Source organism: Bradyrhizobium pachyrhizi, from assembly GCF_029714545.1.
In the GTDB taxonomy this organism is placed as follows: domain Bacteria; phylum Pseudomonadota; class Alphaproteobacteria; order Rhizobiales; family Xanthobacteraceae; genus Bradyrhizobium; species Bradyrhizobium pachyrhizi.
Genome location: NZ_CP121667.1, coordinates 3,249,828 through 3,275,894, shown reverse-complemented (window position 1 = coordinate 3,275,894; position 26,067 = coordinate 3,249,828). Strand labels below are relative to the sequence as shown.

25 protein-coding genes are annotated in these 26,067 nt (G+C 65.8%); 8 read left to right on the top strand and 17 right to left on the bottom strand.

All coding sequences use genetic code 11. The features are described 5' to 3' along the window. Positions 1 to 187: 187 nt before the first annotated feature. Positions 188 to 1,267 (bottom strand): tartrate dehydrogenase, encoded by a 1,080-nt coding sequence (locus QA639_RS15055; RefSeq protein WP_016842870.1) that lies wholly within the window; start codon positions 1,265 to 1,267, stop codon positions 188 to 190. 169 nt (positions 1,268 to 1,436) lie between these two features. Here QA639_RS15055 and QA639_RS15050 point away from each other — a divergent pair, with 169 nt between their 5' ends. Beyond that, a complete protein-coding gene (locus QA639_RS15050) occupies positions 1,437 to 2,213 on the top strand; it encodes an SDR family oxidoreductase (protein WP_050386033.1) in 777 nt (258 codons plus the stop codon). 102 nt (positions 2,214 to 2,315) lie between these two features. On the opposite strand, the gene QA639_RS15045 is transcribed toward QA639_RS15050, so the two are convergent. Beyond that, complete coding sequence (locus tag QA639_RS15045) at positions 2,316 to 3,167, bottom strand: alpha/beta hydrolase (protein WP_050386032.1); 852 nt, start codon at positions 3,165 to 3,167, stop codon at positions 2,316 to 2,318. Positions 3,168 to 3,255: 88 nt separating this feature from the next. Between QA639_RS15045 and QA639_RS15040 the strand changes: the two genes are divergently transcribed. Then, the gene (locus tag QA639_RS15040; RefSeq protein ID WP_283090143.1) at positions 3,256 to 4,677 is read left to right on the top strand and encodes an amidase; all 1,422 of its coding nucleotides are present in this window, start codon (positions 3,256 to 3,258) and stop codon (positions 4,675 to 4,677) included. 144 nt (positions 4,678 to 4,821) lie between these two features. On the opposite strand, the gene QA639_RS15035 is transcribed toward QA639_RS15040, so the two are convergent. Beyond that, positions 4,822 to 5,454, bottom strand: a complete 633-nt coding sequence (locus QA639_RS15035) for a TetR/AcrR family transcriptional regulator (protein ID WP_283090142.1) — start codon at positions 5,452 to 5,454, stop codon at positions 4,822 to 4,824. Between the two features lie 174 nt (positions 5,455 to 5,628). Here QA639_RS15035 and QA639_RS15030 point away from each other — a divergent pair, with 174 nt between their 5' ends. The 5 genes from QA639_RS15030 (at position 5,629) to QA639_RS15010 (ending at position 10,464) form a co-directional block, all read left to right on the top strand. Further along, on the top strand, positions 5,629 to 5,835 hold the full coding sequence (locus tag QA639_RS15030) for a ferredoxin (RefSeq protein ID WP_016842874.1): 207 nt from the start codon (positions 5,629 to 5,631) through the stop codon (positions 5,833 to 5,835). Between the two features lie 74 nt (positions 5,836 to 5,909). Further along, positions 5,910 to 7,136 (top strand): cytochrome P450, encoded by a 1,227-nt coding sequence (locus QA639_RS15025; protein ID WP_157348290.1) that lies wholly within the window; start codon positions 5,910 to 5,912, stop codon positions 7,134 to 7,136. An 81-nt stretch (positions 7,137 to 7,217) separates the two neighbouring features. Continuing rightward, complete coding sequence (locus QA639_RS15020) at positions 7,218 to 8,540, top strand: MFS transporter (RefSeq protein ID WP_283090141.1); 1,323 nt, start codon at positions 7,218 to 7,220, stop codon at positions 8,538 to 8,540. A gap of 12 nt (positions 8,541 to 8,552) precedes the next feature. Then, positions 8,553 to 9,215, top strand: coding sequence for a sulfite oxidase-like oxidoreductase (locus tag QA639_RS15015; RefSeq protein WP_283090140.1), 663 nt, complete (start codon positions 8,553 to 8,555; stop codon positions 9,213 to 9,215). Positions 9,216 to 9,243: 28 nt separating this feature from the next. Further along, complete coding sequence (locus QA639_RS15010; protein ID WP_050386028.1) at positions 9,244 to 10,464, top strand: bifunctional alpha/beta hydrolase/OsmC family protein; 1,221 nt, start codon at positions 9,244 to 9,246, stop codon at positions 10,462 to 10,464. Between the two features lie 210 nt (positions 10,465 to 10,674). Here the strand turns inward: QA639_RS15010 and pdxR are convergent, their stop codons facing one another. Then, entirely contained in the window at positions 10,675 to 12,153 is a 1,479-nt protein-coding gene (gene pdxR, locus QA639_RS15005; protein WP_283090139.1) for a MocR-like pyridoxine biosynthesis transcription factor PdxR, read from the bottom strand. A gap of 26 nt (positions 12,154 to 12,179) precedes the next feature. Between pdxR and QA639_RS15000 the strand changes: the two genes are divergently transcribed. Beyond that, the gene (locus QA639_RS15000) at positions 12,180 to 13,145 is read left to right on the top strand and encodes a DMT family transporter (protein ID WP_157348288.1); all 966 of its coding nucleotides are present in this window, start codon (positions 12,180 to 12,182) and stop codon (positions 13,143 to 13,145) included. Here QA639_RS15000 and QA639_RS14995 read toward each other — a convergent pair. The 13 genes from QA639_RS14995 to QA639_RS14935 all read right to left on the bottom strand — a co-directional run bounded on the left by QA639_RS14995 (position 13,123) and on the right by QA639_RS14935 (position 26,036). Then, positions 13,123 to 14,178 carry a YeeE/YedE family protein gene (locus QA639_RS14995; RefSeq protein WP_283090138.1) on the bottom strand — a complete coding sequence of 352 codons (1,056 nt, stop codon included), beginning with the start codon at positions 14,176 to 14,178 and terminating at the stop codon, positions 13,123 to 13,125. The genes QA639_RS15000 and QA639_RS14995 overlap by 23 nt on opposite strands. Before the next feature lie 25 nt (positions 14,179 to 14,203). Further along, positions 14,204 to 15,217, bottom strand: coding sequence for a quinone oxidoreductase family protein (locus QA639_RS14990; protein WP_283090586.1), 1,014 nt, complete (start codon positions 15,215 to 15,217; stop codon positions 14,204 to 14,206). A 125-nt stretch (positions 15,218 to 15,342) separates the two neighbouring features. After that, a complete protein-coding gene (iaaH, locus tag QA639_RS14985; RefSeq protein ID WP_028331806.1) occupies positions 15,343 to 16,773 on the bottom strand; it encodes an indoleacetamide hydrolase in 1,431 nt (476 codons plus the stop codon). A gap of 32 nt (positions 16,774 to 16,805) precedes the next feature. Beyond that, on the bottom strand, positions 16,806 to 18,137 hold the full coding sequence (paaK, locus tag QA639_RS14980) for a phenylacetate--CoA ligase PaaK (RefSeq protein WP_028331807.1): 1,332 nt from the start codon (positions 18,135 to 18,137) through the stop codon (positions 16,806 to 16,808). Between the two features lie 21 nt (positions 18,138 to 18,158). After that, a complete protein-coding gene (paaI, locus tag QA639_RS14975) occupies positions 18,159 to 18,629 on the bottom strand; it encodes a hydroxyphenylacetyl-CoA thioesterase PaaI (protein WP_028331808.1) in 471 nt (156 codons plus the stop codon). A gap of 217 nt (positions 18,630 to 18,846) precedes the next feature. Further along, positions 18,847 to 19,923 (bottom strand): 1,2-phenylacetyl-CoA epoxidase subunit PaaE, encoded by a 1,077-nt coding sequence (gene paaE, locus QA639_RS14970; RefSeq protein ID WP_283090137.1) that lies wholly within the window; start codon positions 19,921 to 19,923, stop codon positions 18,847 to 18,849. A 2-nt stretch (positions 19,924 to 19,925) separates the two neighbouring features. After that, on the bottom strand, positions 19,926 to 20,429 hold the full coding sequence (paaD, locus tag QA639_RS14965; RefSeq protein WP_028331810.1) for a 1,2-phenylacetyl-CoA epoxidase subunit PaaD: 504 nt from the start codon (positions 20,427 to 20,429) through the stop codon (positions 19,926 to 19,928). Beyond that, complete coding sequence (paaC, locus tag QA639_RS14960; RefSeq protein ID WP_283090136.1) at positions 20,423 to 21,199, bottom strand: 1,2-phenylacetyl-CoA epoxidase subunit PaaC; 777 nt, start codon at positions 21,197 to 21,199, stop codon at positions 20,423 to 20,425. The genes paaD and paaC overlap by 7 nt, the downstream gene beginning before the upstream one ends. Before the next feature lie 142 nt (positions 21,200 to 21,341). Next, the gene (gene paaB, locus QA639_RS14955; protein ID WP_024579339.1) at positions 21,342 to 21,629 is read right to left on the bottom strand and encodes a 1,2-phenylacetyl-CoA epoxidase subunit PaaB; all 288 of its coding nucleotides are present in this window, start codon (positions 21,627 to 21,629) and stop codon (positions 21,342 to 21,344) included. Positions 21,630 to 21,641: 12 nt separating this feature from the next. Then, positions 21,642 to 22,634, bottom strand: a complete 993-nt coding sequence (paaA, locus tag QA639_RS14950; RefSeq protein WP_028331812.1) for a 1,2-phenylacetyl-CoA epoxidase subunit PaaA — start codon at positions 22,632 to 22,634, stop codon at positions 21,642 to 21,644. Positions 22,635 to 22,710: 76 nt separating this feature from the next. Further along, positions 22,711 to 23,580 carry a phenylacetic acid degradation operon negative regulatory protein PaaX gene (gene paaX, locus QA639_RS14945; RefSeq protein WP_283090135.1) on the bottom strand — a complete coding sequence of 290 codons (870 nt, stop codon included), beginning with the start codon at positions 23,578 to 23,580 and terminating at the stop codon, positions 22,711 to 22,713. A gap of 211 nt (positions 23,581 to 23,791) precedes the next feature. Continuing rightward, entirely contained in the window at positions 23,792 to 24,562 is a 771-nt protein-coding gene (locus tag QA639_RS14940; RefSeq protein WP_283090134.1) for an esterase/lipase family protein, read from the bottom strand. 190 nt (positions 24,563 to 24,752) lie between these two features. Continuing rightward, positions 24,753 to 26,036, bottom strand: a complete 1,284-nt coding sequence (locus tag QA639_RS14935; protein WP_028331815.1) for a DUF445 domain-containing protein — start codon at positions 26,034 to 26,036, stop codon at positions 24,753 to 24,755. Positions 26,037 to 26,067: the final 31 nt, after the last annotated feature.

The following is a 26,067-nucleotide window of genomic DNA, read 5'->3' as shown; positions in this document are numbered from 1 at the left end:
CGCAGATTGCGAAGCAATCAATGACGACGTCGTCCTGGACAAGCGAGCGTAGCGAGCGCGATCCAGGACCCATTGCCACCGGCCTGCGTCATCGCGCAGGGCGGTGGTCAGAACCAGCAACACAACAAGCACTCGGGGTAATGGGTCCTGGCTTTCGCCAGGACGACCCCGTGATTGACTGCGCAGCCTAATCCACCATCTCTGCGACCGCCTTGCCGCACGCCGTGGTGTCGGCATTGCCGCCGAGATCGCGCGTGCGCAGCGTGCGTTCGCCGAGCGTACGCTCGATCGCGCCGACGATGGCGCTGGCTGCCTGCTTCTCGCCCAGATGCTCCAGCATCATCGCACCTGACCAGATCATGCCGATCGGGTTGGCGATGCCCTGGCCCGCAATGTCGGGCGCCGAGCCGTGCACCGGCTCGAACACCGAGGGGAAATCGCCTTCCGGATTGATGTTGCCCGACGGCGCGATGCCGATGGTGCCGGTGCAGGCCGGGCCGAGGTCGGAGAGGATATCCCCGAACAGGTTGGAGCCGACCACGACGTCGAACCAGTCCGGATGCAGCACGAAGTTCGCGGTCAGGATGTCGATGTGGTACTTGTCCCACTTCACGCCGGGATATTTCTTGGCCATCGCCTCCACGCGCTCGTCCCAGTAGGGCATGGTGATGGAGATGCCGTTCGACTTGGTCGCCGAGGTCAGATGCTTCTTCGGCCGCGACTGCGCCAGATCGAACGCGAATTTCAGGATGCGGTCGACGCCGGTGCGGGTCATCACGGTCTGCTGGGTGACGAATTCGCGGTCGGTGTCCGGGAACATGCGGCCGCCGACGGAAGAGTATTCGCCCTCGGTGTTCTCGCGCACCACCCAGAAATCGATGTCGCCGGGCTTGCGGTTCGCCAGCGGCGACGGCACGCCGGGCATCAGCCGCACCGGGCGCAGATTGACGTACTGGTCGAACTCGCGGCGGAATTTTATGAGCGATCCCCACAACGAGATATGGTCGGGTATTTTCGCCGGCCAGCCGACCGCGCCGAAATAGATCGCATCATGCTTGCCGATCTGGTTCTTCCAGTCCGCCGGCATCATCTCGCCGTGCTTCTCGTAATAGTCGTAGGAGGCGAAGTCGAAATGGTCGAATTTCACGTCGACGCCATGCTTCTTGGCCGCCGCCTCGATGACGCGCAGGCCCTCCGGCATCACTTCCTTGCCGATGCCGTCGCCGGGAATGACCGCGATCCGATACTGCTTCTTTGCGCTGCTCATCGAGAACACCCTTGTGATTTGCCCGGCCGGCAATGCCGCCTATTCTGATGGCCCTGCAATGGACCAAACTTCGCGCGAGCGCAACGCTGCAGTGCAGTGTTGACCGCGGCGCGACCCTGCCCCACCAAATTCGCCGACACCCCACTCCTCATACCAAGCGAGACATCCCATGGATCTGCATCTGCGCGGCAAGCGTGTCCTGATCACCGGCGCCTCCAAGGGCATTGGCGCGGCCGCCGCCGAAGCCTTTGCCGAGGAAGGCGCCAACCTCCTGCTCGCCGCCCGCAACGGCGAGCAATTGAAGGCGCTGGCCGAACGGCTCCGTTCGGCGCATCAGATTGATGCGGCGGTCAGCGTCGTCGACTTGCGCAAATCGGAAGATCTGGCGCGATTGGCAAAAGAGGCCGCCGACATCGACATCCTCGTCAACAATGCCGGCGATATCCCGGGCGGCTCGATCGACAAGATCGACGAGGCGACCTGGCGGCATGCCTGGGAGCTCAAGGTGTTCGGCTATGTCAACCTGACGCGCGCGGTCTACGCGCAGATGAAGGCGCGCGGCGGCGGCGTGATCGTCAACGACATCGGCGCGGCCGGCGAGAAGTTCGACGCCAATTACATCTGCGGCAGCGCCGGCAATGCCGCGCTGATGGCGTTCACCCGCGCGCTCGGCGGCAAGAGCCTCGCCGACAATATCCGCGTCGTCGGCATCAATCCCGGCCCGGTCGGCACCGACCGCCACGTCACGCTGCTCAAGACCCGCGCCAAGAACCAGTTCGGCGACGAGAGCCGTTACAAGGAATTCCAGAAGGGTCTGCCGCTCGGCCGGCCCGCGCATGCACGCGAGATCGGCGACCTGATGGCGTTCCTGGCGTCCGATCGCGCCGGCTATACGTCGGGCGTGATCTACACGGTCGACGGCGGGCTCACGTCGGGGTGGGGCTGACGGCAGCTCTCCACGTCATTGCGAAGAGCGACAGCGACGAAGCAATCCATTGCTCTGCATATATGCGGACCGATGGATTACTTCGCTTCGCTCGCAATGACGTCAACTCGCCGTCCGCTCGAACAGCTGCCGGATCAGCGTCGTGATGCGGCCCTGTGGCGCCAGCATCTGGTTCATGATGGAGAAATGATCGGCGCCGGCGATCTCCTCATAGGTCACCGGCAAGCCATAACGGGCGCGATGGCCGGCGAAATCGGCGGTCTGCTTGCGCAGCAGCGGCAATTCGGCGCTGCCGACCACCAGCGACAGCGGCTTTGCCGTGCCGCCTTCCGCCATCATCGGCGAGTTGCGCCGCGACGCCGCTTCGTCGAGCTTGAGCTTTTCGTTGAGATAGGAATGCCTGATCGGCTCGAGGTCGTAGATTCCCGAGATCGCCATGCCGGCCCGGACATGGCCGTTCGACAGCGCCATCGATGTCAAATGTCCGCCGGCCGACCAGCCCGACACCACGATGCTCTCGGCAGCGGCCCCGAGCGCGGGCAACCGCCCGGCCAGAAAGTCGATGCCGGCATGGATCTCGGCGACGATGTCATCGAGCGTCGCATCCGGCGCCAGCGTATAGCCGATCAGCGCGACATTGATGCCGTGGGCCATCGGCCCCTCGGCGAAGATCGTGAACACTTCCTTGGCACGGGTCTGCCAATAGCCGCCGTGGATGAACAGCAGCGTCGGCGCGCCGTCGCGGACTTTCAGGAAGTCGATCCGGTTGCGCTCGCGCGGGCCGTATCTGAGGTCGAGATGGCCGGCGTGCTTTTGCCGCAGCGCCGCCGAGCGTTGCTCCCAGCCCGCAGCGATCTCGGCGCTGCCCTTGACGGCAACGCCATTGTTCAAGCCGAGGTCACGCTCCTGCTGGCTCATCGCGCGCCAGTCCAGCGCGGAAAACAACGCTGCCATCCCTGCCCCTTCGGTTCTCGTCGCATTGCCACGACGGCAGGAAATGTTCTACAGCACAAGCAAACAGAAGGCATAGGAGCAACGGCGCATGGCTGATCAGGGCTTGGTGAAGGAAACGGCGTGTGCCGTCGTCGAGAAGCTGAAGGCCGGCGACGTCACGCCGCTCGATCTGCTCGACGTGCTGGAGACGCGCATCGCCGAGGTGGACGGCAAGGTCAACGCGCTGCCGACGCTCTGCTTCGACCGCGCCCGCACCCACGCCAAGGCCCTGATGCAGAAACCGGTCAGCGAGCGCGGCCTGCTCGCAGGCCTTCCCGTTCCGATCAAGGACCTCACCGCCGTCGCCGGCGTGCTGACCACGCAGGGCTCGCCGATCTTCAAGGACAATGTCCCGGCGAAGTCGGACATCCTGGTCGAGCGCCTCGAAGAGAATGGCGGCGTGATCTATGCCAAGTCGAACACGCCGGAATTCGGTGCCGGCGCCAACACCTTCAACGAGGTGTTCGGCCCGACCCGCAATCCCTGGGACACATCGCGCTCGGCCGCCGGCTCCTCCGGCGGCGCCGCGGCGGCACTGGCGAGCGGCACCGCGTGGCTCGCGCACGGCTCCGACATGGGCGGCAGCCTGCGCAACCCGGCGAGCTTCTGCGGCATCGTCGGCCTCCGGCCGTCGATCGGCCGCGTCGCGCACACGCCGAAGTTCGGCGTCGACCGTACCCTCGGCGTGCAGGGACCGATGGCGCGCAATGTCGAGGACCTCGCGCTGCTGCTCGACGCGATGAGCGGCGAGCATGCCGCCGATCCGCTGTCGCTGCCCGCGCTATCGACGTCGTTCCTGTCGGCGGCGCGGTCAGGCAGCAAGCCGAAGCGCATCGCCTATTCGCCCGATCTTGGCATCACGCCGGTCGATCCCGAGGTCAGGGCTGTGACGCGCAAGGCGGCGGAACGGTTTGCGGAGGCCGGTGCGATCGTCGAGGAAGCGCATCCCGATTTGCGCGAAGCCCATGAATGCTTCCACGTGTTGCGCGCGTTCGATTTCGCGATCAGCAAGGCCGAATTGCTGCGCACCAAGCGCGATCTGCTGAAGCCCGAGGTGATCTGGAACATCGAGGAGGGGTTGAAGCTCACGGTCGAAAAGCTCGAGCGCGCCGAGGCGCACCGCGTCGCGATGACGGCGCGTGCGCTCGAATTCTTCGACAAGTACGACCTGCTGCTGGCGCCCGCGACCATCGTGGCGCCATTCCCGGTCGAGAACCGCTATGTCGCCGAGTGCGACGGCAAGAAGTTCGACAATTACGTCGAATGGCTCGGCATCGTCTACGCGATCACGCTGGCCTGCTGCCCGGCGCTGTCGCTGCCCTGCGGCTTCACCGCCTCGGGCCTGCCGGTCGGTCTGCAGATGGTCGCAAAGCCGCGTGCCGAGGCGCAGCTTCTGGCCGGCGCGAAAGTGCTGGAGGACATTCTGGGCGTGCGCGGCACCACGCCGATCGATCCGCGGCCGCCGAAGTAAGGCTTTTTCCTCATGGTGAGGAGGCGCGCAGCGCCGTCTCGAACCATGAGGCCCGGTCTGTGGCCTCAGCCTTCGAGACGCTTGCTCCGCAAGCTCCTCAGGATGAGGTGATGAAGCTGTTGATGCGGCCCTAAGACGCGAAGCCTACGCCTTCTCCTCCGTCGCCTTGAGCGCCACGGTGAGTGCCGCCTTGGTCTGCTCGACGATTTCGTCCAGCAACTCCTCGCGGCTGATCTGCGCGGACTCGCCGGTCAGCAGGCCCTGCTCGGCGAGCATCACGATGCCGTGCAGTCCGGCCCAGATCTTCAGCGCCTGCCGCTCGCGCAATAGCCCGACCGCCGGCGCCTCGAATGACTCGATCAGCAGTGCCAGCGTTTCCATCGCCGCGGTGTGCAGCTCGCTGCCCTTCGGCGCGCAGGCCATGGTGCGCGACGCGAACATCAACCGGTAGATGCCGTGGCGCTCGAGCCCGAAGGCGAGCGCGGCCTGGGCAAAGCGCGACAGCTTCGAGCCCTTGCTCGACTGCTCGATCGCCTCGCGCATGATCACGTTGAACTGCCGGAATGCTTCCGCGGTCACCGCCTCCAGCAGCGCCTCGCGGTCGGCGAAATGCCGGTACGGCGCCGGCTGCGAGACGCCGAGCTGCTTGGCCAGCGCCTTGATGCTGATCGCCTCGGGACCACCGAGCTCGACCTCGCGTAACGCGGCCTGGATCAGGGCTTCGCGGAGGTCGCCGTGGTGGTAGGTTTTGAACGGCTTACGAACGATTTGTCCCATTGCGGCAATGATCGCTGAATTTTCGCTTGACGCGCAAGCACGACGATAATGTAATATACTATAACTTGGTGATCCGGTTAAGAGGCCGGCGCCCAAGCAGGCTAGAACCTGCATAAACTGGAATGAGGAACCCGGCGCAACCCACAATGCGCCAGAGCCGAGGGAGGTGCTTGCATGTCCAAGCTCAGAATCCGCGTCGACCAGGACAAGTGCCAGGGTCACGCCCGCTGCAAATCACTGGCCCCCGAACTGTTCGAGCTCGACGAATACGGCAACGCCCATGAGGTCGGCGATGGCACCGTCCCGGCCGGGCTCGAGGACAAGGCCTGGCTCGCGCAGACCAATTGCCCGGAAATCGCGATCGAAGTCACCGAGGAATAGCTCCGGCCAAGGGATGGCTGCGCGCCGCCCGTTGAGCCGACCAGCGTTTGATCGAACGAGAAGGAAACGAGCTGATGTCCGATTCCCCGTCCGCAAGTTATCTGCCCGAACATCCCCCGGTCTCCGACTGGGTCCATGATTTCGACCATACCGATCCGGTCTGGACCGACGACCCGTTCCCGATCTGGGAGACGCTGCGCGCGGCTTCGCCCGTCGTGCACACCGAGCGCTTCCTCGGCTGCTACATGCCGACCACCTATCAGGCGGTGAAGGAGATCGCCTACGACACCGAGCACTTCTCCTCGCGCCGCGTCATCGTGCGCGACATCCGCCCCGAGATCACCGCCCGCGCACCGCCGATCACCTCCGATCCGCCGGAGCACAAGCCCGCCAAGCAGGTGCTGCTGCCGCCGTTCACGCCGGACGCGATGAAGCGGCTGGAGCCGCGGGTGCGCGCGATCTGCAACGAGCTGATCGACGAATTCATCGCCGATGGCCATTGCGACGCCGCCGCGCGCTACACCAAGCATATCCCGGTGCGCGCCATCGCCCACATGCTGGGGATTCCCGAGAAGGACGGCGATCTCTTCATCAAATGGATCCACCAGATCCTCGAGCTCGGCATCAAGAACGAAGACGAGCTCATGAACGGCGTACGCGAGATGACCGGCTACTTCGTGGCCCATCTCGAGCAGCGCAAGCTTGAGCCGGGCGACGATCTGATCTCGCAGCTGCTGCGGGCCAAGGGCCCCGGCGGCCAGCCGCTCACCGACGAGCACGTGCTCGGCTCGCTGCGGCTGCTTCTGATCGCCGGCATCGACACCACCTGGAGCGCGATCGGCTCCTCGCTCTGGCACCTCGCCAAGACGCCGGCCGATCGCGAGCGCCTGATCGCGGAGCCGGCACTGATCCCGACCGCGATCGAGGAATTCCTGCGCGCCTATTCGCCGGTGACGATGGCGCGCGAGGTGATGAAGGAGACCACGATCTCCGGCTGCCCGGTGAAGGCGGGCAACATGGTGCTGTTGTCCTTCCCCGCCGCCAATCGCGATCCCGCCATGTTCCCCGATGCGGACAAGGTGGTGATCGACCGCAAGGAGAACCGCCACGCCGCATTCGGCCTCGGCATCCACCGCTGCGTCGGTTCCAACCTCGCGCGCATGGAGATGCAGGTCGCGATCGAGGAATGGCTGAAGCGAATCCCGGATTTCCAGCTCGATCCGGCCGGCAAGGTCACCTGGTCGGAAGGCACGGTGCGCGGTCCGCGTCAACTCCCTGTCCTGTTCGGCAACAACGCCTGAGGAACCGGACAGCGGTTACATCACGTCACCCAATGAGGTAGCTTGCCCCGGAATCGAACCGACGAGTCCGGGAGCAATGCCATGTCCGAACAAACCGCTCAGCCCGCGAGCGATCATCTCGACATCGACGACGTCGAGCGGCGGGTGAAAGCGATTTTCATCGGCTCGGTCGGCAATCTCGTCGAGTGGTACGATTTCTACGCCTACACGGCGTTTGCGCTGTATTTCGCGCCGGCGTTCTTCCCGCACAGCGACCCGGTGGTGCAGCAGCTCAATGCCGCCGTGCTGTTTGCCGCGACCTTCCTGATGCGTCCGCTCGGCGGCTGGCTGTTCGGCTTCATCGCCGACCGCTATGGCCGGCGGCTGTCGTTGACGCTCTCGGTGGTCTGCATGTGCTTCGGCTCGCTGATCATCGCGGTGACGCCGACCTATGCCTCGATCGGCATCGCGGCCCCGGCGATCCTGGCGCTGGCCCGCGTGATCGAGGGCCTGAGCCTCGGCGGCGAATATGGCGCCAGCGCCACCTATCTCAGCGAGGTCGCCGATCCCAAGCACCGCGGCTTCTACTCCAGCTTTCAGTACGTCACGCTGATCGGCGGCCAGCTCACCGCGATCATCGTGCTGCTGTTGCTGCAAAAGGTGTTCCTGACGCCGGACGAGTTGAAGGCCTGGGGCTGGCGGATTCCGTTCGTGATCGGCGCCATGCTCGCGATCGTCGCAGCGGTGATGCGGCGCGGCCTGCATGAGACCGAGGCCTTCGAGGAGGCCAAGAAGGTTTCCAAGCCAACCGGCTCGATCGTCGGCCTGTTGAACTATCCGCGCGAATTGCTGCTGGTGGTCGGCCTCACCGCCGGCGGCACCGCGGCGTTCTACACCTTCACCACCTACATGCAGACTTTCGTGAAGCTGTCGGTCGGCCTCACCGAGGACCAGACCACCTTCGTGATCTTCGGCTCGCTGATCTTCGCGACCATCCTGCAACCGATCTATGGCGGGCTCTCCGATAAAATCGGCCGCAAGCCGCTGCTGATCTTCTTCGGCATCGCCGGCACGCTCGGCACGATCCCGATCCTGACCGCGCTGAAGGACACCAAGTCGCCGTTCATGGCCTTCCTTCTGATCTGCGGCGCCTGGATCTTCGTCGCCGGCTACACCTCGATCAACGCGATCGTGAAAGCCGAGCTGTTTCCGACCAATGTCCGCGCGCTCGGCGTCGGCCTGCCCTATGCCATCACGGTGTCGATCTTCGGCGGCACCGCGCCGGCGGTCGCGCTGTATTTCAAGAGCATCGGGCATGAGGATTGGTTCTACTACTATCTCAGCGGCATGATTTTCCTGTCGCTGCTGATCTACTCCACGATGCGCGATACCAAGCGCGACTCCGCGATGCATCGCCACGAATGACGGCGCAACCCGATGACCGACGATAACGGACCGCCCGACAGCAAGCTGACGCGCAGCAAGCAGCGCTGGGCGCGCGAGGGCAAATTTCTCACCGGCAAGGTCACGCGCCCGGAGGAGCAGCGTTTGCCGCCGGGCCAGCATCTGACGGCGGACTGGCCGGTGCTCGATCTCGGGCTGATGCCGAACATCTCCCAGGAGCGCTGGCGGCTCGACGTCTACGGCGCGGTCGAGCAGACCATCTACTGGACCTGGCAGCAGTTCATGGCGCAGCCGCAGACGCAATTCGTTTCCGACATCCACTGCGTCACGACCTGGTCGCGCTACGACAACCAGTGGGAGGGGCTCGCCACGAGCGACCTGCTCACCGCCTGCCAGCCGCGCGAGGACGCGCGCTTCGTCGCGCTGCATTCTTATGACGGCTATACGACGAACCTGCCGCTCGAGGACTTCGCCGCCGAGGACGCGCTGCTCGCCCATAGCTGGTCGGGCAAGCCGCTGGAGCAGGAGCATGGCGGCCCGGTGCGGCTCGTGGTGCCGCATCTCTATTTCTGGAAGAGCGCGAAGTGGCTGCAGCGCATCGAATTCCTCACCGAGGATGCGCCCGGCTTCTGGGAGGTCCGCGGCTATCACAATCACGGTGATCCCTGGGCCGAACAGCGCTATTCTGGCGACTGACACACCAACAAGATGATGGAGCCTTCCCGTGCCGCACGAACGCTTTCAATTCACCGGTGTTGGCGGCCATCAGCTTGCTGCCGCACTTGACACGCCCGAGGGGCCGATCAAGGCCTATGCGCTGTTCGCGCACTGCTTCACCTGCGGCAAGGACGTGCTGGCCGCAAAGCGCATCGCGGTCGCGCTCGCGGCCAAGGGCATCGCCACGCTGCGCTTCGACTTCACCGGCCTCGGCTCCAGCGAGGGCGAGTTCGCCAACTCGACCTTCTCGTCGAACGTCGCCGATCTCGTTCGCGCCGCCGACCATCTGCGCGAGACGCACAAGGCGCCCGCGATCCTGATCGGCCACAGCCTGGGCGGCGCCGCGATCCTCGCCGCCGCGGGTCAAATCCCCGAGGCCAAGGCGGTCGTGACCATCGCCGCGCCGTCCGATCCCGTCCATGTCACGCATTTCTTCAGGGACCGGATCGAGGACATCCGCACCCTGGGCGAAGGCGAAGTCTCGCTCGCCGGCCGCCCCTTCCGCATCAAGCGGGAATTCCTCGACGACGTCGCCGAGCAGAACTTGATGGCGCAGGTGAAGCAGTTGCACAAGGCGCTGCTGATCATGCATTCGCCGACCGACGACACCGTCGGCATCGACAACGCCACGCATATCTTCAGCGCCGCCAGGCACCCCAAGAGCTTCGTCTCGCTGGCCGGCGCCGATCATCTCTTGAGCGGCAAGCAGGATGCCGCCTACGTCGCCGACGTGATCGGCGCCTGGGCCGAACGCTACATCGATATCGCGCCGCAGCCGGCGGCAGATACCGGCACTGCGCCACGCAACGTCGTCGTGCAGGAGACCCGCGCCGGCAAGTTTCAGCAGATCGTCACGGCAGGTCCGCATCGCATGCTGGCCGACGAACCGATCGCCGTCGGCGGCCAGGATTCCGGCCCCGGGCCGTACGACTTCGTACTGGCCGGGTTAGGTGCCTGCACCTCGATGACGATGCGGATGTATGCCGACCGCAAGTCGCTGCCGCTCGATCGCGTCACCGTGACGCTGACGCACAGCAAGATCTACGCCAAGGATTGCGAGGAGTGCGAGACCCGCGAGGGCATGCTCGACCAGATCGACCGCGTCATCAGGATCGAGGGCGAACTCGATGCCGACCAGCGCAAGCGGCTGATGGAGATCGCCGACAAGTGCCCGGTGCACAAGACGCTGACGTCGGAGGTGCGGATCGTCACCAAGGCCGCGGAATAAGCCGCAACGCAGCGAGACGGTCCGAGCCGTAACAGCATGTCAGCGGCATCGGCCCTCGCGCCCGCGGGCCGTCGCAGGGGCGCGCTGAAAAATATCGAAAACAACCCCATGCAAAGGTGCCGGCGGCCGCCGGCGTTCGCCAAGGCAACTTGACACGTCGGGCAACTCAGGGATATTCTTCTACTATTCCGAAATCGTGCGAGCGCCACCCTACCCGCGCGCCGCGCGCTTGCCGTCCAGGCAACTCGCCATGATCCGCACCGCGGCGCCGATCTCGTTCTCGCGCCAAGCGGCGAAGCCGAGCAACAGGCCATGGTCGCGCGGCCGTTCCAGCGCGAGGCTCGACAGTGCGCGCACCTCGACGCCGGCGGCGACCAGGCGCGTCACGGCATCCCGGTCCGCAGGGCCATCCTTGAAGCGGGCAATCAGCTGCATGCCGCCCGGCGGCACCTCGGCCGTGAGTACCGCATCGAGATGCCGCGTCAGCGCTGTCGCAAGATGGTCCCGGCGTGACCGGTAGATGCGCCGCATCCGCCTGACATGGGCCAGGAAATGCCCGTCGGCCATGAAGCCGGCCAGCGCCTCCTGGACATGCACGGAGGCGATCAGCCCGAGATGGCGCTGCGCGATCTCCATCGTCCGTGCCAGCTGTGGCGGCACCACCAGATAGCCGATGCGGATATCGGCTGTCATCGCCTTGGCGAAGGTGCCGAGATAGAGCACGCGTCCCTCGCGATCGAGCCCCTGCAGCGCCGGCATCGGGCGGCTGTCATAGTGAAACTCGCCGTCGTAATCGTCCTCGACGATCCAGGTCTTGCCGGGCTCGGCTGAGGCCAACAGCTCGGTGCGGCGCGCGACCGGCATCACGCGCCCTGTCGGGTGCTGATGTGACGGCGTGGTGAAGATCAGCTTCGGCGCGCCCGCCGAGCGCGTCCGCATCATGCCCCATTGATCGAGCCTGACACCGACGACGTTTGCACCGGCCGCACGAAACGCCGCCGCGGCGCCGGGGTAGCCGGGATCCTCGGTCCACACCGCATCGCCGGCGGCGATGGTGGTCGCGGCGATCAGCGTCAGCGCCGCCTGCGCCGTCGGCAGCACCAGGATCTGATCGGCCTCGGCGCGCACGCCGCGGCTGACTTCAAGGTAGTCGCATAGGGCTTCGCGCAGGCTCGGCCGGTTGACCACGGTCTGCTCGTTGAAGCGGCGGCGCAATGCGCTGCGGCGCAGGCAGCGCGCCCAGATCTCGTGCGGAAACTCGCGCGCATCCGCAAGCCCGGGCCGCAGCGGCCGGAAATCGGCCTGGTAGGACAGCGGCCAATCCGTATCGGAGAGCTGCAAGGCCCAAGGCGACAGCAGCGGCTTGCGGGCGGCATCACGGCGTGGCGCAGGCAGAGCCTTGGCGAAGCGCGCCTCGATATCGTCGGTCACAACCGGCCGCCGCCGCGCCGCGACCCGCAGATACCCTTCGGCGGCGAGCTGCTCATAGGCATGCGTTACGGTGTTGCGCGCCACCTCGAGCTCGGCCGCAAGGCTGCGGCTCGACGGCAGCATGGCGCCGCTCCGGATCCGGCCGCTCGCCATCAGCACGCGCAGCTGCTGGGTCAACTGCGCGGCCAGCCCGGCGTCGTCCGATCGCTTCAGCGCGAGCAATTCGGCGAGGATCAATCTGGCTCCATTGTTCTCCAATATCTGGCTCTTTTGAGAGAGCCAGTATGATCCTATTCACAAGCGGTATCGCCTGCAAGGATTCTGCCGTGAACCAGTCACTCTCCCCCGCCAGGGCCGCCGCCCTGTTCATCGTCGTGGTGCTGGCCTGGGGCATCAACTGGTCGGTCACGAAATCGCTGGTCGAGGCGGTGCCCCCGCTGTGGACCGCCTCGATCCGCAGCTGGGTCGCCCTGATCGCCCTGCTGGTGATCCTGCGCGCCAGCGGCAATTTGATCATTCCGCGGATCGCCGATGTCCCGGTCGTGCTCAGCGTGGCGCTGCTGCACATGACGTTCTTCTCGACGCTGGTCGCCGCCGGCCTGCGTTATCTCCCGGCCAGCAAGGGCGTCGTGCTCGGCTACACCACGCCGCTCTGGGTCGCCCTTGCCGCGGCCGCCGCGCGCACCGAACGGCTCGGGATGCTCAAGCTTGTCGGCGTCGCGCTCGGACTCGCCGGGCTCTGCGTGATCCTCAACCCTGCGTCGCTGGACTGGAGCAATCTGCATGTCCTCGCCGGCGCCGGCATGATCATCATCGCCGCGATCTGCTGGGCCGCGAACATCATCTATATCCGCTCGCACCGCTGGATCGCGACGCCGCTGCAGCTCCTGCTGTGGCAGGTGCTGGTCGCGACTTTGGTGCTGACGACGTCGGCGCTGGTCACCGAAGGCGTGCCCGAGGTAAATTGGTCGCCACACCTCCTGCTGCTGTTTCTCTATTCCGGCTTCATCGGCACCGCGCTGGCCTATTGGGCGATGTCTGTTGTCAACAAGAGCCTGCCGGCGCTGACGACCTCGCTCGGAACCACGGCGACGCCGATCGTCGGCATCGTGACCGCGGCACTCTTGCTCGGCGAACCGATCGATCTCTCGCTGGCGATCGCCGCGGCGCTGATCGTCGGCGGGATCGCGCTGAGCTCGCTCGCGGACGCACCGTCGCGCAATTCAGTCAGGCCGTCGCAAGCGGCCTGACCCGCAGCGCGCCGCGTAGGCCGGCGCCGGTGCCGAGCATGATGCCGGCGATCGCGACGAGGGACGACAGTGACAGCGTCGACAGTCCCGTCAGCCCCTGCCCGACCGAGCAGCCGAACGCCATCACGCCGCCGGCGCCCATCAGCGCGGCGCCGCTCGCCGAGCGCAGCATATGCTGCGGCGACCGGTAGCCCTCGAGCTGGAAGCGCCCGGTGACGATGGCCGTGATCAGGCTGCCGGCGAACACGCCGAACACGGTGACGATGCCGAAATTCAGCGTCGAGCCGGTCGACAGCATCACATATTGCAGGGCGTCGGCGATCGGCGCGATAAAGGTCAGCGACGTCAACGGCACCGGATTGAAATCGTCGGCGCCGAGATAGCCGGTCGCGTACCAGCCCCCCGCCACCAACAGGCCCACGATCAGGCCGGCCGCGATCTGCCCGAATGATTTTCGGAACGGCGCATGGGCGAAGGCGAAGATGATCAAGACAGCTGACAGCACCGAGGCGGCGAGCATTCGCGCCTGCACCGCGCCGAGACCGGCACCCACCAGCAGTGACGGCACCGAATTGGCGGCGACTGTTGCCTGCGAGGCCTGCACCATTGCGATGCGCGCCGGCGCAATCAGGCCCTTCAGCGTTATCTCGGCGAAAATGCCGAGCACGATCACGACCACGAAGGAGCGCAGATTGCCGCGTCCGAGCAGCACCAGCGCCCGCGAGCCGCAGCCGTTCGAGAGCACCATGCCGTAACCGAACAGCAGCCCGCCGAGGAACATCACCGGCGCCGAGAAGGACGGCTGCAGATAGATCGACTTGCCGAGATCGACAACGCCTGCCGCCGCCAAAAGCTGCGAGGCCGCGATCGCGACGCCCATCGCAAGCGCATAGGTGCGCGCCAAGCGGCCGTCGCCCTCCGCCCACCAGCCGCGCAGGCCGCTCATCATGCAGAAGCCGCTGAGCAGCCCGACCGAGCCATAGATCAGGCCGATGATCAGGGCGGCGAGGATAACGATCGTGCCTGGGTCCATGCGGGTTCTCTCGGCTATCCCGTCATCACGGTCGCAAAATCACGCGATCGCGCGACGAGCCTGCCACGGCAACAAACGCCGCCTTGGCCTGTTCCAGCGGATAGATCGCGCTCGGCTTGATCGGGAATGGCTTCAGATGTCCGCCGGCAAAGCCCGGCGCGAGCTCGCGCAACACCTCGCCGGACGCAACCGACGACAGCGCAAGCGTGTCGATGCCGACATAGGTGTGCTGGCCGCGGTAGAATTCGAGGATGTTGAACTGCACGATGCGGTCGACCGCCGCGATCAGGATCTGGCGGCCGCGCAGCGCCAGCGACTTGTGCGCGGCCTGGAAATAGGGATCGCCGACCGTGTTGTAGACGATGTCGGCGCCCTTGCCGCCGGTCAGCTCGCGCACGCGAGCGGCGACATCGGTGGTGGAGGCGTCGATCACCTCGACCGGCGAATTGCTGTGCCCTTCATAAGGCTCGCTCTTGCGCACCACGCCGATCACGCGCGCGCCGCGCCAGCTCGCGATCTGCACCGCGGCTTGCCCGACCTTGCCGTTGACGCCCATCACCAGCACGTTCTCGCCCGCTGTCGGCAGGCCGGCGCGGCGCAGGCCCTCCATCGCGGTAACGAAGGGCACGCCGATCCCGGCGGCTTCGTCCCAGGAAATGCCGGCGGGCTTTTCCACCACGGCATCGCGCTCGACCGCTAGATGCGTGGCATGGGTGCCGTCGCGGCGGATGCCGAGGTCGCCGGACGAGCCGAACACCTCGCGCTTGATAAATTCAGCGGGACCATCGATCACGACGCCGGCGTAGTCGCGACCACTGGTGCGCGGGAAGACGGCATAGGGCATCAGCCCGGTCGCGGCTTTCACGTCGGACGGATTGACCGCCGCCGCCATCACCTCGATCAAGACGTCGTTGTCGCCGCGCGAAAGTGCATGGGTCTCGACCACCGGCGCCACCGCCGGCGCGTTCTCCGCCTTCGTCAGCAGGCGCACGCAGCGGGCGTCGACAGGAAGACGATTTGCTTGCGGGGCCGGCGGCATCAGCGTTCCAGTCTCGGTCAAGAGGCGCGCCGTAGAAGCGCGCGGATCATGGCGGCCAGGCGGCCTCGGGCCATGACTAATCGACTGACCAATCAATTCAAGGGGCTTGTTTGCGGCCGGCGGTGTCAGAGCTTCGGCGGCGGGGCCGTGCCCAGGATCGCCTCAATCGACAGGCCGAGCCCAAGCAGCCTGGTATCGCTACCGACCGGACCGTCGAGTTCGACCCCAACCGGCAGGCCATCGGGCGTCATGCCGGCATAGAGCGACAGCCCCGGAAGGCCGGCATTGCTGCCGGGATCGGTGTTGCGGATCATGGTGCCGAAGGTCGGCACCGGCGCGCTGCCATTGACCGACATTTCTCCGGACCCGCTCTTTTCGTCGATGACCGGTGCAGGCGCGATCGTGGTCGGAAACAGGATGGCGTCCAACCTGTTGTCCGCGATGTACGCGGCATAGATCGCCTGCAGCGCCGGCCGCTGCACCTTGATCGCATCATCATAGGCGGCACCGAAGGCGTCCGCCGTGATGGCGCCGAAAGCGCCGACGACGTCGGGACTGGCGACGCCGGCCGCGATGTCGGACAGCGTGATCCCCTCGATCCCGGAGGCGGCAAGCCAGGCCGGAATATCGGCGATCGGCTCATGCAGCGCGACCACGAAGGACACCTTGCCGTTCTGCTCGAACAGATCGGGCATATCGACATCGACCAGCACCGCGCCGGCGGCCGTGAGCCGGGCGCAGGCTGCGCGAGCGACGGCCTCGACATCGCGATCGAGGCCGTTCCAGAAACAGCCGGGAGTGCCGAGGCGCACGCCGCGTAGCGGGATGCTCGCTGCGAGCGGCGTGCCTGATATCACGGCATCGAGCAGCGCGACATCGGCGACCGTGCGTCCCATCGGACCGACGGTGTCGCGGGTATGGCTGATCGGAACCACCTGGTTGTCGTCGTGATAACGCCGCTCGGCGCCGCTATTGCCGACCGAAGGCCGAAGGCCGACGGTCCCGGTCAGCGCCGCGGGCACGCGGGTCGAGCCGCCGGTGTCCGATCCGAGGCCGCAGGTGGCGATGCGCGCGGCGATCGCGGCCGACGTTCCGCCGGACGACCCGCCCGGGATCCGGCCCGTGTCGTACGGATTCCGCACCGGCCCCGCGAACGGCGCGAGATTGGTGCTGGTGATGCCGAAGGCGAGCTCGTGCAAATTGGTCTTGCCGATCACGACAGCACCTGCGTCGAGCAGCTTTTGCAGCGACGGCGCGTTTCGCGCAGGCCGCGCGTGTTGCAGCGCCGGCGTGCCGCCCGATGTCGGCAGATCTGATGTGTTGATGTTGTCCTTCACGACGATGGGGAGACCGGCCAGCGCGCCGGTCCGCGTCCCGGCATCGACCTCGCGCGCCGCAGCAAGCGCGCCGTCACGGTTCAGCACGATGAAAGTGTTGAGGTGCTTGAGCCGCTCCGCACGATCGAGTGCGGCCTCGACGACGCTGACCGCCGTTACCTTGCCGGCGCGGATATCAGCCAAGATCTCCGCAGCGGTCGTTTCATTGGTGTCGGCCATACCCTGCGCCCTGTTGGATTGCAGGGATTAGGCTATTCTTTCGGCCGCTTGTCGTAAACACGTTTCGCCTTGCCGAGTGAACGCTCCAGCGTCTCGGGCGCAACGACGCGGACGCGGGTGGAGATGCCGATCGTGTTCTTGATGAAGGCGGAGACCTTCTCGGCGTGAACAACCAGCCCTTCGCCATCCCAGCTCTCGGGCCGGGCTTCGGCGAGCACCGTCATCTCGTCCATGCGGCCTTCGCGGGTCAGCTCAATGACAAAGTGACCGCCGCACCAGTCGGTCGCCAGCAGCGCTTCCTCGATCTGGGTCGGGAACACGTTGACGCCGCGCAGGATAATCATGTCGTCGGAGCGGCCGGTCACCTTCTCCATTCGCCGCATGCCGGGCCGCGCCGTGCCGGGCAACAGCCGCGTCAGGTCACGGGTGCGGTAGCGGATGATCGGGAAGGCTTCCTTGGTGAGCGAGGTGAACACCAGCTCGCCCTTCTCGCCGTCGGGCAGTACCTCGCCGGTCAGCGGATCGATCACCTCGGGGTAGAAGTGGTCCTCCCAGATATGCAGACCGTCTTTGGTCTCCACGCATTCCTGCGCGACGCCGGGGCCGATTACCTCCGACAAGCCATAGATGTCGGTGGCGTCCATGTCGAAGGCCTGCTCGATCTCGACGCGCATCGCGTTGGTCCAGGGTTCGGCGCCGAAGATGCCGAACTTCAGCGACGATTTGCGCGGATCGAGGCCCTGCCGCTTGAATTCGTCGAGGATCGCCAGCATGTAGCTCGGCGTCACCGTGATGATGTCGGGCCGGAAGTCGTTGATGATCTGCACCTGCCGCTCGGTCATGCCGCCGGAGATCGGGATCACCGTGCAGCCCAGCCGCTCGGCGCCGTAATGCGCGCCGAGGCCGCCGGTGAACAGGCCATAGCCATAGGCGTTGTGCATCAGCATGCCGGTCCGGCCGCCGGCGGCGCGGATCGAGCGCGCCATCACGTCCGCCCAGGTGTCGATGTCGGCCCTGGTGTAGCCGACCACGATCGGCTTGCCGGTCGTGCCTGAGGAGGCATGGACCCGCACCAGCTGCTCGCGCGGCACCGCGAACATGTTGAAGGGATAATTGTCGCGCAGATCGGTCTTCACCGTGAACGGAAATTTGGCGAGATCGGGCAGCTGCTTGAAATCGGACGGATGCACGCCCGCGGCATCGAACGCCTTCCTGTAGTGCGCGACGTTGTCATAGGCATGCTTGAGCGACCAGGCCAGCCGCCTGGTCTGCAGCGCCATGATCTCGTCGCGCGAAGCGCGCTCGGCCGCATCGAGCTCGGCGTGATAACCACTGTCCTTGACCTTGAGCTTTGCCGTTGCCATCGACGTTTTCCCCTGAGGCCTTTATGCCTTGATGTCCGTGTCGGGCAGCCAGCTGCCCGGTATCACGCGCGAATGTCCGCGGAATTCGGCGATCACGCTGTCGCCGGCAGTGACGCTCACGTCGTAGATTCCCGAGCGGCCGCTGCGCGAGATCTCGCGCGCGGTCGCCACCAGGCGGTCGCCGAGCTTGCCGGGCCGGATGAACGTGACGTTGCCCTGCGCCGCCACCGCGCGATCGTTGCGGCTGTTGCAGGCAAAGGCGAAGGCAGAATCGGCCAGCGTGAAGATGTAGCCGCCATGGCAGATGCGCTGGCCGTTGACCATGTGCGGCTGCACCGTCATCGCCATCACCGCCTGCCCCGGCTTGATCTCGACAAGCTCCATGCCGAGGCCCTTGCTGGCGTCGTCCTCCTTCCACATCGCGTCGGCGCAAGCGCGGGCCAAATCTTCCGGCGTCAAGTCCTCGGGCGATAGCGTGGCCTTCACGTTCACATCGAACTCCCTGTGCGTGGGCCCGTTGCGGAGGGCCTCTTGGTGTCAAGCGTCAGTGTTGGGCGCGACGCACGAGGCGTCAACGCTACTTCCGTCATTCCGGGATGGTCCGAAGGACCAGACCTCAGGTGCGCAATTGCGCACCGGGGAATCTCGAGATTCCACAATGCGCAATTGCACATTGGGGTTCGCTTCGCGCCCCGGAATGACGTCAATCCTAGACGTGGTCGTAGTCGACCACGACCTTCTCGGAGCACGGCTTGGCCTGGCAGGTGAGGATGAACCCCGCCTTCAGCTCCCACCGCTCCAGCGAATAGTTCAAGTCCATCGGCGCCTCGCCTTCGACCAGCTTGGCGCGGCAGGTCGAGCACATGCCGCCCTTGCAGGCGAACGGCAGGTCCATGCCGGCGCGCAGCGCGGCGTCGAGGATCGACTCGCCGTCGGCCACCGGGACCTCGCGGCGCTTGCCGTCGATGATCAGCCCGGCAATCGCCTTCGGCGGCGCGCCGGCGGGAACGACGACCTTCGGCCGCGGCTTGCCGCCGAATTCCGATACGAAGCGTTCGACATGGATGCGCTCGTCGGCGATGCCGATCTCGCGACAGGTCGCCTCGATGGTCTCGCTCATCGCGACCGGGCCGCAGACGAAGACGTGATCGACCGTCTCGGCCGGCACCAGCGAGCGCAGCAGCACCCGCACCTTCTCGCCGTCGAGCCGGCCGTGCAGGATCGGAATGTCCTGCTCCTCGCCAGAGATGACGTGGAACACCGAGAGCCGCTGCATGAAGCGGTCCTTCAGCTCCTCCAGCGCCTCGCGGAACATGACGCCTTCGGTCGAGCGGTTGCCGTAGAACAGGAAGAAGCGGCTGTCCGGCTCGCGCGCCAGCACGCCCTTGATGATCGAGAGGATCGGCGTGATGCCGCTGCCGGCGGCAAAGCCGACATAGGTCCGCGCCTCGCCGGGCGCGTGGGCGACGCCGAAACGCCCGGTCGGCGTCATCACGTCGAGTTCGTCGCCGGTCTTCAGCTCGTCGGCGGCCCAGTTCGAGAACGCGCCGCCGTCGACCTTCTTCACCGCGATGCGCAATTCGCCGTCGTCGGGACCGGAGCAGATCGAATAGGAACGGCGAACCTCCTCGCCGTCCATCGTGGTGCGCAGCGTCAGATACTGGCCCGGCGTGAAACGGTAGTCGCCTTGCAGATCGTCGGGGATCGCAAAGGTCATCGAAATCGCGTCCGACGCCTCGCGGCGAAGGTCGCTGACGGACAGGCGGTGGAATCGTGGTGTCGACATGGTCAATGACACTTGAAGTAGTCGAAGGGTTCACGGCAGCTCCTGCAACGCCACAGCGCCTTGCAGGAGGTCGAGCCGAACTCGGAGAGCAGCTCGGTATCAACGGAGCCGCATTGCGGGCACGCGACCGCCAGCTCGCCGAACAGCGCGCGGCGCGAGGAGCCCGGCAGCGGCGGCGCGATACCATACTCCTTCAGCTTGCGGCGGCCGTCCTCGCTCATCCAGTCGGTGGTCCAGGCCGGCGACAGCACGGTGCGGACCTTCGGCTTATGAATGCCTTCACGCTCCAGCGCGAGCTCGATCTCGAGCGCGATCATGTTCATCGCGGGACAGCCGGAGTAGGTCGGCGTGATCGCGACCTCGACATGCCCGTCGTGGACCGCGACATCGCGCAATACGCCGAGATCGGCGATGGTCAGCACCGGGATCTCGGGATCGACCACCTGCGCGGCCGCGCTCCAAGCGCGCCGGCGCAGATCGGCATCGCTGAGCGCAACGGTCACCATGTCGCCCCCGGAAAGGTTCGCTGCATCGATTGCAGCTCGCTGAGGAGATGGCCGAGGTGCTCGCTGTGGCTGCCGCTGCGGCCGCCCTGCTGCATCCAGTCGCTCTTCGGCAACGACAGCGTCGCCTCGTTGACGATGCCGGTGACCGTCTTCAGCCAGCGCGGTTGCAGCGCCGCGGGATCGATCGCAATGCCGGCGTCAATCAGGCCGCGCTCGCTGTCGTCGACCGCGAACATCTCGCCGGTATAGGCCCAGAGGTCGTCGATCGCGCCCTGCGCGCGGCGGTGGCTCTCCTCGGTGCCGTCGCCGAGCCGGACGATCCATTCCGACGAATGCCTGACATGATAGGCGCTCTCCTTCTCCGACTTCGCCGCGATCGCCGCGAGCGTCGCATCGGACGAGGCCATCATCGCGCGCCAGTAGAGATCGGCGAATGCCGCGTAGAAGAACTGCCGCACCATGGTGCGCGCAAAGTCGCCGTTCGGTTGTTCGAGCAGCAGCAGATTGCGGTACTGCCTGACGTCACGAAGGTAAGCGAACTTGTCTTCGTCGTTGCCCCGGCCTTCGACCTTGGCCGCGTAGGTGTAGAGCTCACGGGCCTGGCCGAGCAGGTCGAGGCCCATATTGGCGAGCGCCATGTCCTCTTCCATGGCGCGCGCATGGCCGCACCATTCGGACAGCCGATGGCCGAGGATCAGCGCATCGTCGGCGCGGCGCAGCGCGTAGAGCACCAGCGGGGTTTCGGAGACTTCGATGTTGGCGGTCGCCATGTTCTCATATCCTGCATCAACACACTCGAGCCTCATCCTGAGGAGCGCCGAAGGCGCGTCTCGAAGGATCGGTCGCTGTCACTGCACGGGCCTCATGGTTCGAGACGCGCTGCGCGCTCCTCACCATGAGGGGGAGCGAAATTCACATATGCCCGACTTCGTCGGGGACGTCGTAGAAGGTCGGGTGGCGGTAGATCTTGGATTCCGCCGGCTCGAACATCATGCCCTTCTCGGACGGATCGGACGCGGTGATCGCGTTCGAGGGCACCACCCAGATCGACAGCCCCTCGCCGCGGCGGGTGTAGATGTCGCGCGCGGCCTGCAGGGCGAGCGTCGAGTCGGCCGCATGCAGCGAGCCGACATGCTTGTGCGCGAGGCCATTGCGGCTGCGGATGAAGACTTCCCAGAGCGGAACGTTCGGCGTGGCCATGGCGGTGCTCCCTTATTCTGCGGCTTGCGCGAGCTGGCGGCTCCTGCGCTTCTCGGCATAGGCCATCGCGGCCTCGCGCACCCAGGCGCCCTCCTCATGCGCCTTGCGGCGCGCGGCGAGACGATCGCGGTTGCAGGGGCCGTTGCCTGATAGCACCTGCTTGAATTCGTCCCAGTCGATCGGGCTGTGCTCCCAATTGCCGTTTGCGTTCTGCTTCATGCCGGGATCGGGGATCGTCAGGCCCAGGAATTCGGCCTGCGGCACGGTGGCGTCGATGAATTTCTGGCGCAACTCGTCGTTGGAGAAGCGCTTGATCTTCCATTTGGTCGAGGTGTCGCTGTGCTGGCTGGCCTGGTCCGGCGGACCGAACATCATCAGCACCGGCCACCACCAGCGATCGAGCGCGTTCTGCGCCATCGCCTTCTGCTCCGCGGTGCCGCGGCACAGCGTCACCATGATCTCGAAGCCCTGGCGCTGGTGAAACGACTCTTCCTTGCAGACGCGGATCATCGCCCGCGCATAGGGGCCGTAGGAGCAACGGCACAGCGGGATCTGGTTCATGATCGCCGCGCCGTCGACCAGCCAGCCGATGGTACCGATGTCGGCCCAGGTCAGCGTCGGATAGTTGAAGATCGAGGAATACTTCGCCTTGCCCGAGAGCATCGCGTCGACCAGCTCTTCGCGCGAGGTGCCGAGCGTCTCGGCGGCGGCGTAGAGATAGAGGCCGTGGCCGCATTCGTCCTGCACCTTGGCGAGCAGCGCAGCCTTGCGACGCAGCGACGGCGCGCGGGTGATCCAGTTGCCCTCGGGGAGCATGCCCACGATTTCGGAATGCGCGTGCTGGGAAATCTGCCGCGTCAGCGTCTTGCGATAGGCGGCGGGCATCCAGTCGTTCGGCTCGATGCGCTCGTCGGCATCGATGCGGGCCTGGAACTGACTGGCACGGGCCACATCCTCGACGCCGCGATCGTCGCCGTCGGATGAGTTGAGCGCCTGCGTGTACATGGCCGACCTCCCGGTGTGTTGTTGGAAGGGAATATATAACACTAATTTTCAAATGCAAGAAGTTTTTGTAATATGTTCAGACGCCCTCGAAACGGCGCGCCACTGCCCCGTTGGGCTTCGGCAGCGGCCCGTCCTCGTTGGTTGCATGGTCGTCAAGCCATTGTTCCGACGGCGAAAGCAGCCCGCGATAGACCTCGCCGCAGAGTTTCCGCGCCGCCCTGCCCGGCCAATCCTTCGGCAGCAGCGGATACGGCAGCAGCGGATCGCGCAGCACGACGCGGCGGTAATGGTGGATCAAGAGAATGCGCGCGGTGAAGGCGTCGGCATCGCTCAGCTGCTCGCCGCGGATGATTGAGCCATGCAGCGGCTCGAACGTCTTCATGAACTTCAGATAGGCGTCCGCGGTGCGATCGAGCGGCCAGCTCTCGCTGAGCAGCCGGCGTCCGCTGTCATCTTCCGCGGAGACTTCGAGCCGGATCGCACGCGACGCCTCATCGGGGATCGGCACGCCCGACGGCGCCACCCACACGCCGGGCAGCGGGCTGCCGAAGCCGGCATTCTTCAACGCCTCGCGCGCGACATCGCGGTCCTCGGCATTGCCGATCAGCAGCAGCTCGAAGCGGCCGGTCCAGTCCGACGGCGGCGGATCGTAGATGTGCCGCGTCGCGGTGTCGAAGGTCTGCCGGCCCTTGGCGTTCAGCCGATAAAAACTGTTGCGGCCGACCTTGTTGCGCTCGAGCCAGCCGTCGGCGGCGAGCCGCGACATCGCAGTGCGCACCACATTGCCGTCGATGTCGAGCGACTTGAAGAATTCGAGCAGCGTGCCGAGCCACACCGAGCCGCCGCGCGGCACGATGGAATCGCCGAACACGGTGATGATGATCGAGCCGGTGCGTGACGGCTCGCGCTTCAGCTGGTCGACGATGCGGGCAAGCGGCTGTGGCATGCCCAACGCATAGCGCGTTTTGTCGATTCACGACAATGTAGCCGCTCTAGCTTCTCCCTCGCCCCGCTGTTGCGGGGAGAGGGTTGGGGTGAGGAGCCGCTTCCGCAAATGCGGTGACAGACGATACGTGGAGAGTCCCCTCACCCGGATTGCTTCGCAATCCGACCTCTCCCCGCAAGCGGGGCGAGGTGAAGAGAGACCTTCGCAAGACCTAGCGATTGGGATCCGGATAGACGATGCTGCGCCAGCCGCTGCGATCGAACGGCGCCCACTCGCCTTCCTTTTGCGCGAGGCGATCGGCGACCGCGTAGACCACGGCCGGGTGATGACCCATGCCGCAATGGCTGCTCTCGACCTCGATGCTGTCGGTCATCGACGAGGCCTGCTCGCGACAGCCCTGCCAGGCGCAGACGCCGTCGGTGCGGCTGAAGATCGCGGTGGTCGGCACCGGCGGCGCACTGGCGAGCGAGCCGCCGAAACGGGAATCCTCCTCATCGGCGCGGCGCCCGCTGGCCATCTCATAGACGCGCCAGGCGTTGGTCGACTTCGGGCCGGCGGCAAACGGGCTGCCGAGCGTCATCACCTGGCGCACGCGCTCCGGCATCATCTTGGCGAGCTGGCGCGCATAGAGGCCGCCGAGGCTCCAGCCAACCACCGAGACCTTGCGGCCGGTCGTCTCATTCATCTCCTGCAGCAGGTCGACCATCCCGTCCTGCACGCCGGCGCGGAGCCCGAGATTGCGGCCCTGGCGCCAGCCGCTGACGGCGTAGCCCTTGCTCCTGAGAAAGTCGCGCAGCGGCCGGGTCGACATGTCGGAGGCGATCAGTCCGGGCAGCACCAGCACCGGATGCCCATCGCCGCGCGGCGCGAGGCTGAGCAGCGGCAATGCACCAAGAAAGGCGCCGAGCTCATGAATGGCGCGGCCTTCCAGAAACATCAGCGTCCTGGACGGCGGGCGTAGCGTCTGCGCAGCAACGGACATTTCAGCTCCTCTTCCGGCAGGACCGCCGGCAATGGGACCAACGGGAATGGGTCAACGGAATTGACGCAAACCCGGCGGAATCGTTCCGCAACGCAACAATCTGTCCTGAAAAGCTAGGGAACCGGACACTTTCGTGCAAGCGGTCCAGGTCACACTTGCCACAACTAAAGTGACGTTCGTGCCCAATCGGTCACAGCAGCCGCAGCGTGTACTCAAGGGTGTAAAGCGCAAGGCCGGCGAGCCCGCCGATCAGCGCGCCGTTGAAGCGGATGTATTGCAGGTCCTTGCCGACATTGACCTCGATCAGCGAGATCAGCTGCTCCATGTCCCAGCTCTTCATCTGGTCGGCGATGAAGCTCGAGACGCCGCTCTTCTGCTCGGCGACGACGGTGCGCAGGATCGCCACCAGGCCCTGATTGATCTCGCCGCGCAGGTCGGCGTCGCCGTCGAGCGCGTCGCCGGCCTCGACCAGCATTCGCGCCAGCTGATGCTGCAGCACCTGCGACTCGCCCGAGGCGCTGCGCTCGATGAAGTCCTTGACGTTGGCCCAGATGGTGCGCCCGAGATTGGCAAGCTCGGGCCGCGCCATCAAATCGCGCTTGAGACCATCGATGCGATCGGCGAACGCCTTGTCGCTGCCGAGCCGGTCAACAAAGGACAGCAGCATGCGGTCGAACTCGCCGCGGAACGGATGCTGCGGGTCGTTGCGCACTTCCTCGAAGAATTTCGTGGCGGACGCGATGATCCGGTTCACCACGAACTTGTCGGCACGATAGAGCCTGAGCAGCGTCGGCATCTCGGCGCGGACCTTGTCGCGGATCACGGCCATGGTCTCCTGCTGCGTCAGCGTCTGGTGCAGCACGCGCAGGATGTCGTCGAGCAGGCCGCCATGCTTGCCCTCCTGCACGAAGCCGCGCAGCGCGCCGGCCGCAAGCGGCGCGAGGTCGATCGAGAGCACCTGCGTCGTGACGCGGCGGCTGATGAACTGCATCAACCCCGAGCTCTCGGTCGCCGCGAATGCCTCGGGCAGCATCCGCAGCACGAAGCGGGCGAGATCCTCGGAACGTTTGCGGTCGCGCAGCCAGTCGGCGATGAACGAACCGAAATCGATCTCGCGCAGCTTGGCCTCGACCGGCCCGGATTCCAGAAAATTGTTCTCGATGAACTCGCCGAGCTTCTCGGCGATGCGCGCCTGATTGCTCTGAATAATCGCGGTGTGCGGGATCGGCAGGCCGAGCGGCCGCTTGAACAAGGCGACGACGGCATACCAGTCGGCGAGGCCACCGATGGTTGCGGCCTCGGCAAACGCGGCGATGAAACCGAACACCGGATGCACCGGCAGCAGCGCCTTCGCTGCGATGAAGATGATGAAGGTTGCCGCCAGCACGCCGGTCGCCAGCCACTTGACGCGCCGCAGCTCGGCCGCGCGTTCGACGTCGACTGGCGTTGCAATGAGGGCGGCGGGAAGGGTCATGGGGTTTCGCAGGGGTGACGAACGAAGCATA

What these genes read in the sequence shown, in the direction of transcription:
- QA639_RS15055 (WP_016842870.1), bottom strand. Translation starts at nt 1,267, where the DNA reads ATGAGCAGCGCAAAGAAGCAGTATCGGATCGCGGTCATTCCCGGCGAC.
- QA639_RS15050 (WP_050386033.1), top strand. Translation starts at nt 1,437, where the DNA reads ATGGATCTGCATCTGCGCGGCAAGCGTGTCCTGATCACCGGCGCCTCC.
- QA639_RS15045 (WP_050386032.1), bottom strand. Translation starts at nt 3,167, where the DNA reads ATGGCAGCGTTGTTTTCCGCGCTGGACTGGCGCGCGATGAGCCAGCAG.
- QA639_RS15040 (WP_283090143.1), top strand. Translation starts at nt 3,256, where the DNA reads ATGGCTGATCAGGGCTTGGTGAAGGAAACGGCGTGTGCCGTCGTCGAG.
- QA639_RS15035 (WP_283090142.1), bottom strand. Translation starts at nt 5,454, where the DNA reads ATGGGACAAATCGTTCGTAAGCCGTTCAAAACCTACCACCACGGCGAC.
- QA639_RS15030 (WP_016842874.1), top strand. Translation starts at nt 5,629, where the DNA reads ATGTCCAAGCTCAGAATCCGCGTCGACCAGGACAAGTGCCAGGGTCAC.
- QA639_RS15025 (WP_157348290.1), top strand. Translation starts at nt 5,910, where the DNA reads ATGTCCGATTCCCCGTCCGCAAGTTATCTGCCCGAACATCCCCCGGTC.
- QA639_RS15020 (WP_283090141.1), top strand. Translation starts at nt 7,218, where the DNA reads ATGTCCGAACAAACCGCTCAGCCCGCGAGCGATCATCTCGACATCGAC.
- QA639_RS15015 (WP_283090140.1), top strand. Translation starts at nt 8,553, where the DNA reads ATGACCGACGATAACGGACCGCCCGACAGCAAGCTGACGCGCAGCAAG.
- QA639_RS15000 (WP_157348288.1), top strand. Translation starts at nt 12,180, where the DNA reads ATGATCCTATTCACAAGCGGTATCGCCTGCAAGGATTCTGCCGTGAAC.
- QA639_RS14995 (WP_283090138.1), bottom strand. Translation starts at nt 14,178, where the DNA reads ATGGACCCAGGCACGATCGTTATCCTCGCCGCCCTGATCATCGGCCTG.
- QA639_RS14990 (WP_283090586.1), bottom strand. Translation starts at nt 15,217, where the DNA reads ATGCCGCCGGCCCCGCAAGCAAATCGTCTTCCTGTCGACGCCCGCTGC.
- iaaH (WP_028331806.1), bottom strand. Translation starts at nt 16,773, where the DNA reads ATGGCCGACACCAATGAAACGACCGCTGCGGAGATCTTGGCTGATATC.
- paaK (WP_028331807.1), bottom strand. Translation starts at nt 18,137, where the DNA reads ATGGCAACGGCAAAGCTCAAGGTCAAGGACAGTGGTTATCACGCCGAG.
- paaE (WP_283090137.1), bottom strand. Translation starts at nt 19,923, where the DNA reads ATGTCGACACCACGATTCCACCGCCTGTCCGTCAGCGACCTTCGCCGC.
- paaD (WP_028331810.1), bottom strand. Translation starts at nt 20,429, where the DNA reads ATGGTGACCGTTGCGCTCAGCGATGCCGATCTGCGCCGGCGCGCTTGG.
- paaC (WP_283090136.1), bottom strand. Translation starts at nt 21,199, where the DNA reads ATGGCGACCGCCAACATCGAAGTCTCCGAAACCCCGCTGGTGCTCTAC.
- paaB (WP_024579339.1), bottom strand. Translation starts at nt 21,629, where the DNA reads ATGGCCACGCCGAACGTTCCGCTCTGGGAAGTCTTCATCCGCAGCCGC.
- paaA (WP_028331812.1), bottom strand. Translation starts at nt 22,634, where the DNA reads ATGTACACGCAGGCGCTCAACTCATCCGACGGCGACGATCGCGGCGTC.
- paaX (WP_283090135.1), bottom strand. Translation starts at nt 23,580, where the DNA reads ATGCCACAGCCGCTTGCCCGCATCGTCGACCAGCTGAAGCGCGAGCCG.
- QA639_RS14940 (WP_283090134.1), bottom strand. Translation starts at nt 24,562, where the DNA reads ATGTCCGTTGCTGCGCAGACGCTACGCCCGCCGTCCAGGACGCTGATG.
- QA639_RS14935 (WP_028331815.1), bottom strand. Translation starts at nt 26,036, where the DNA reads ATGACCCTTCCCGCCGCCCTCATTGCAACGCCAGTCGACGTCGAACGC.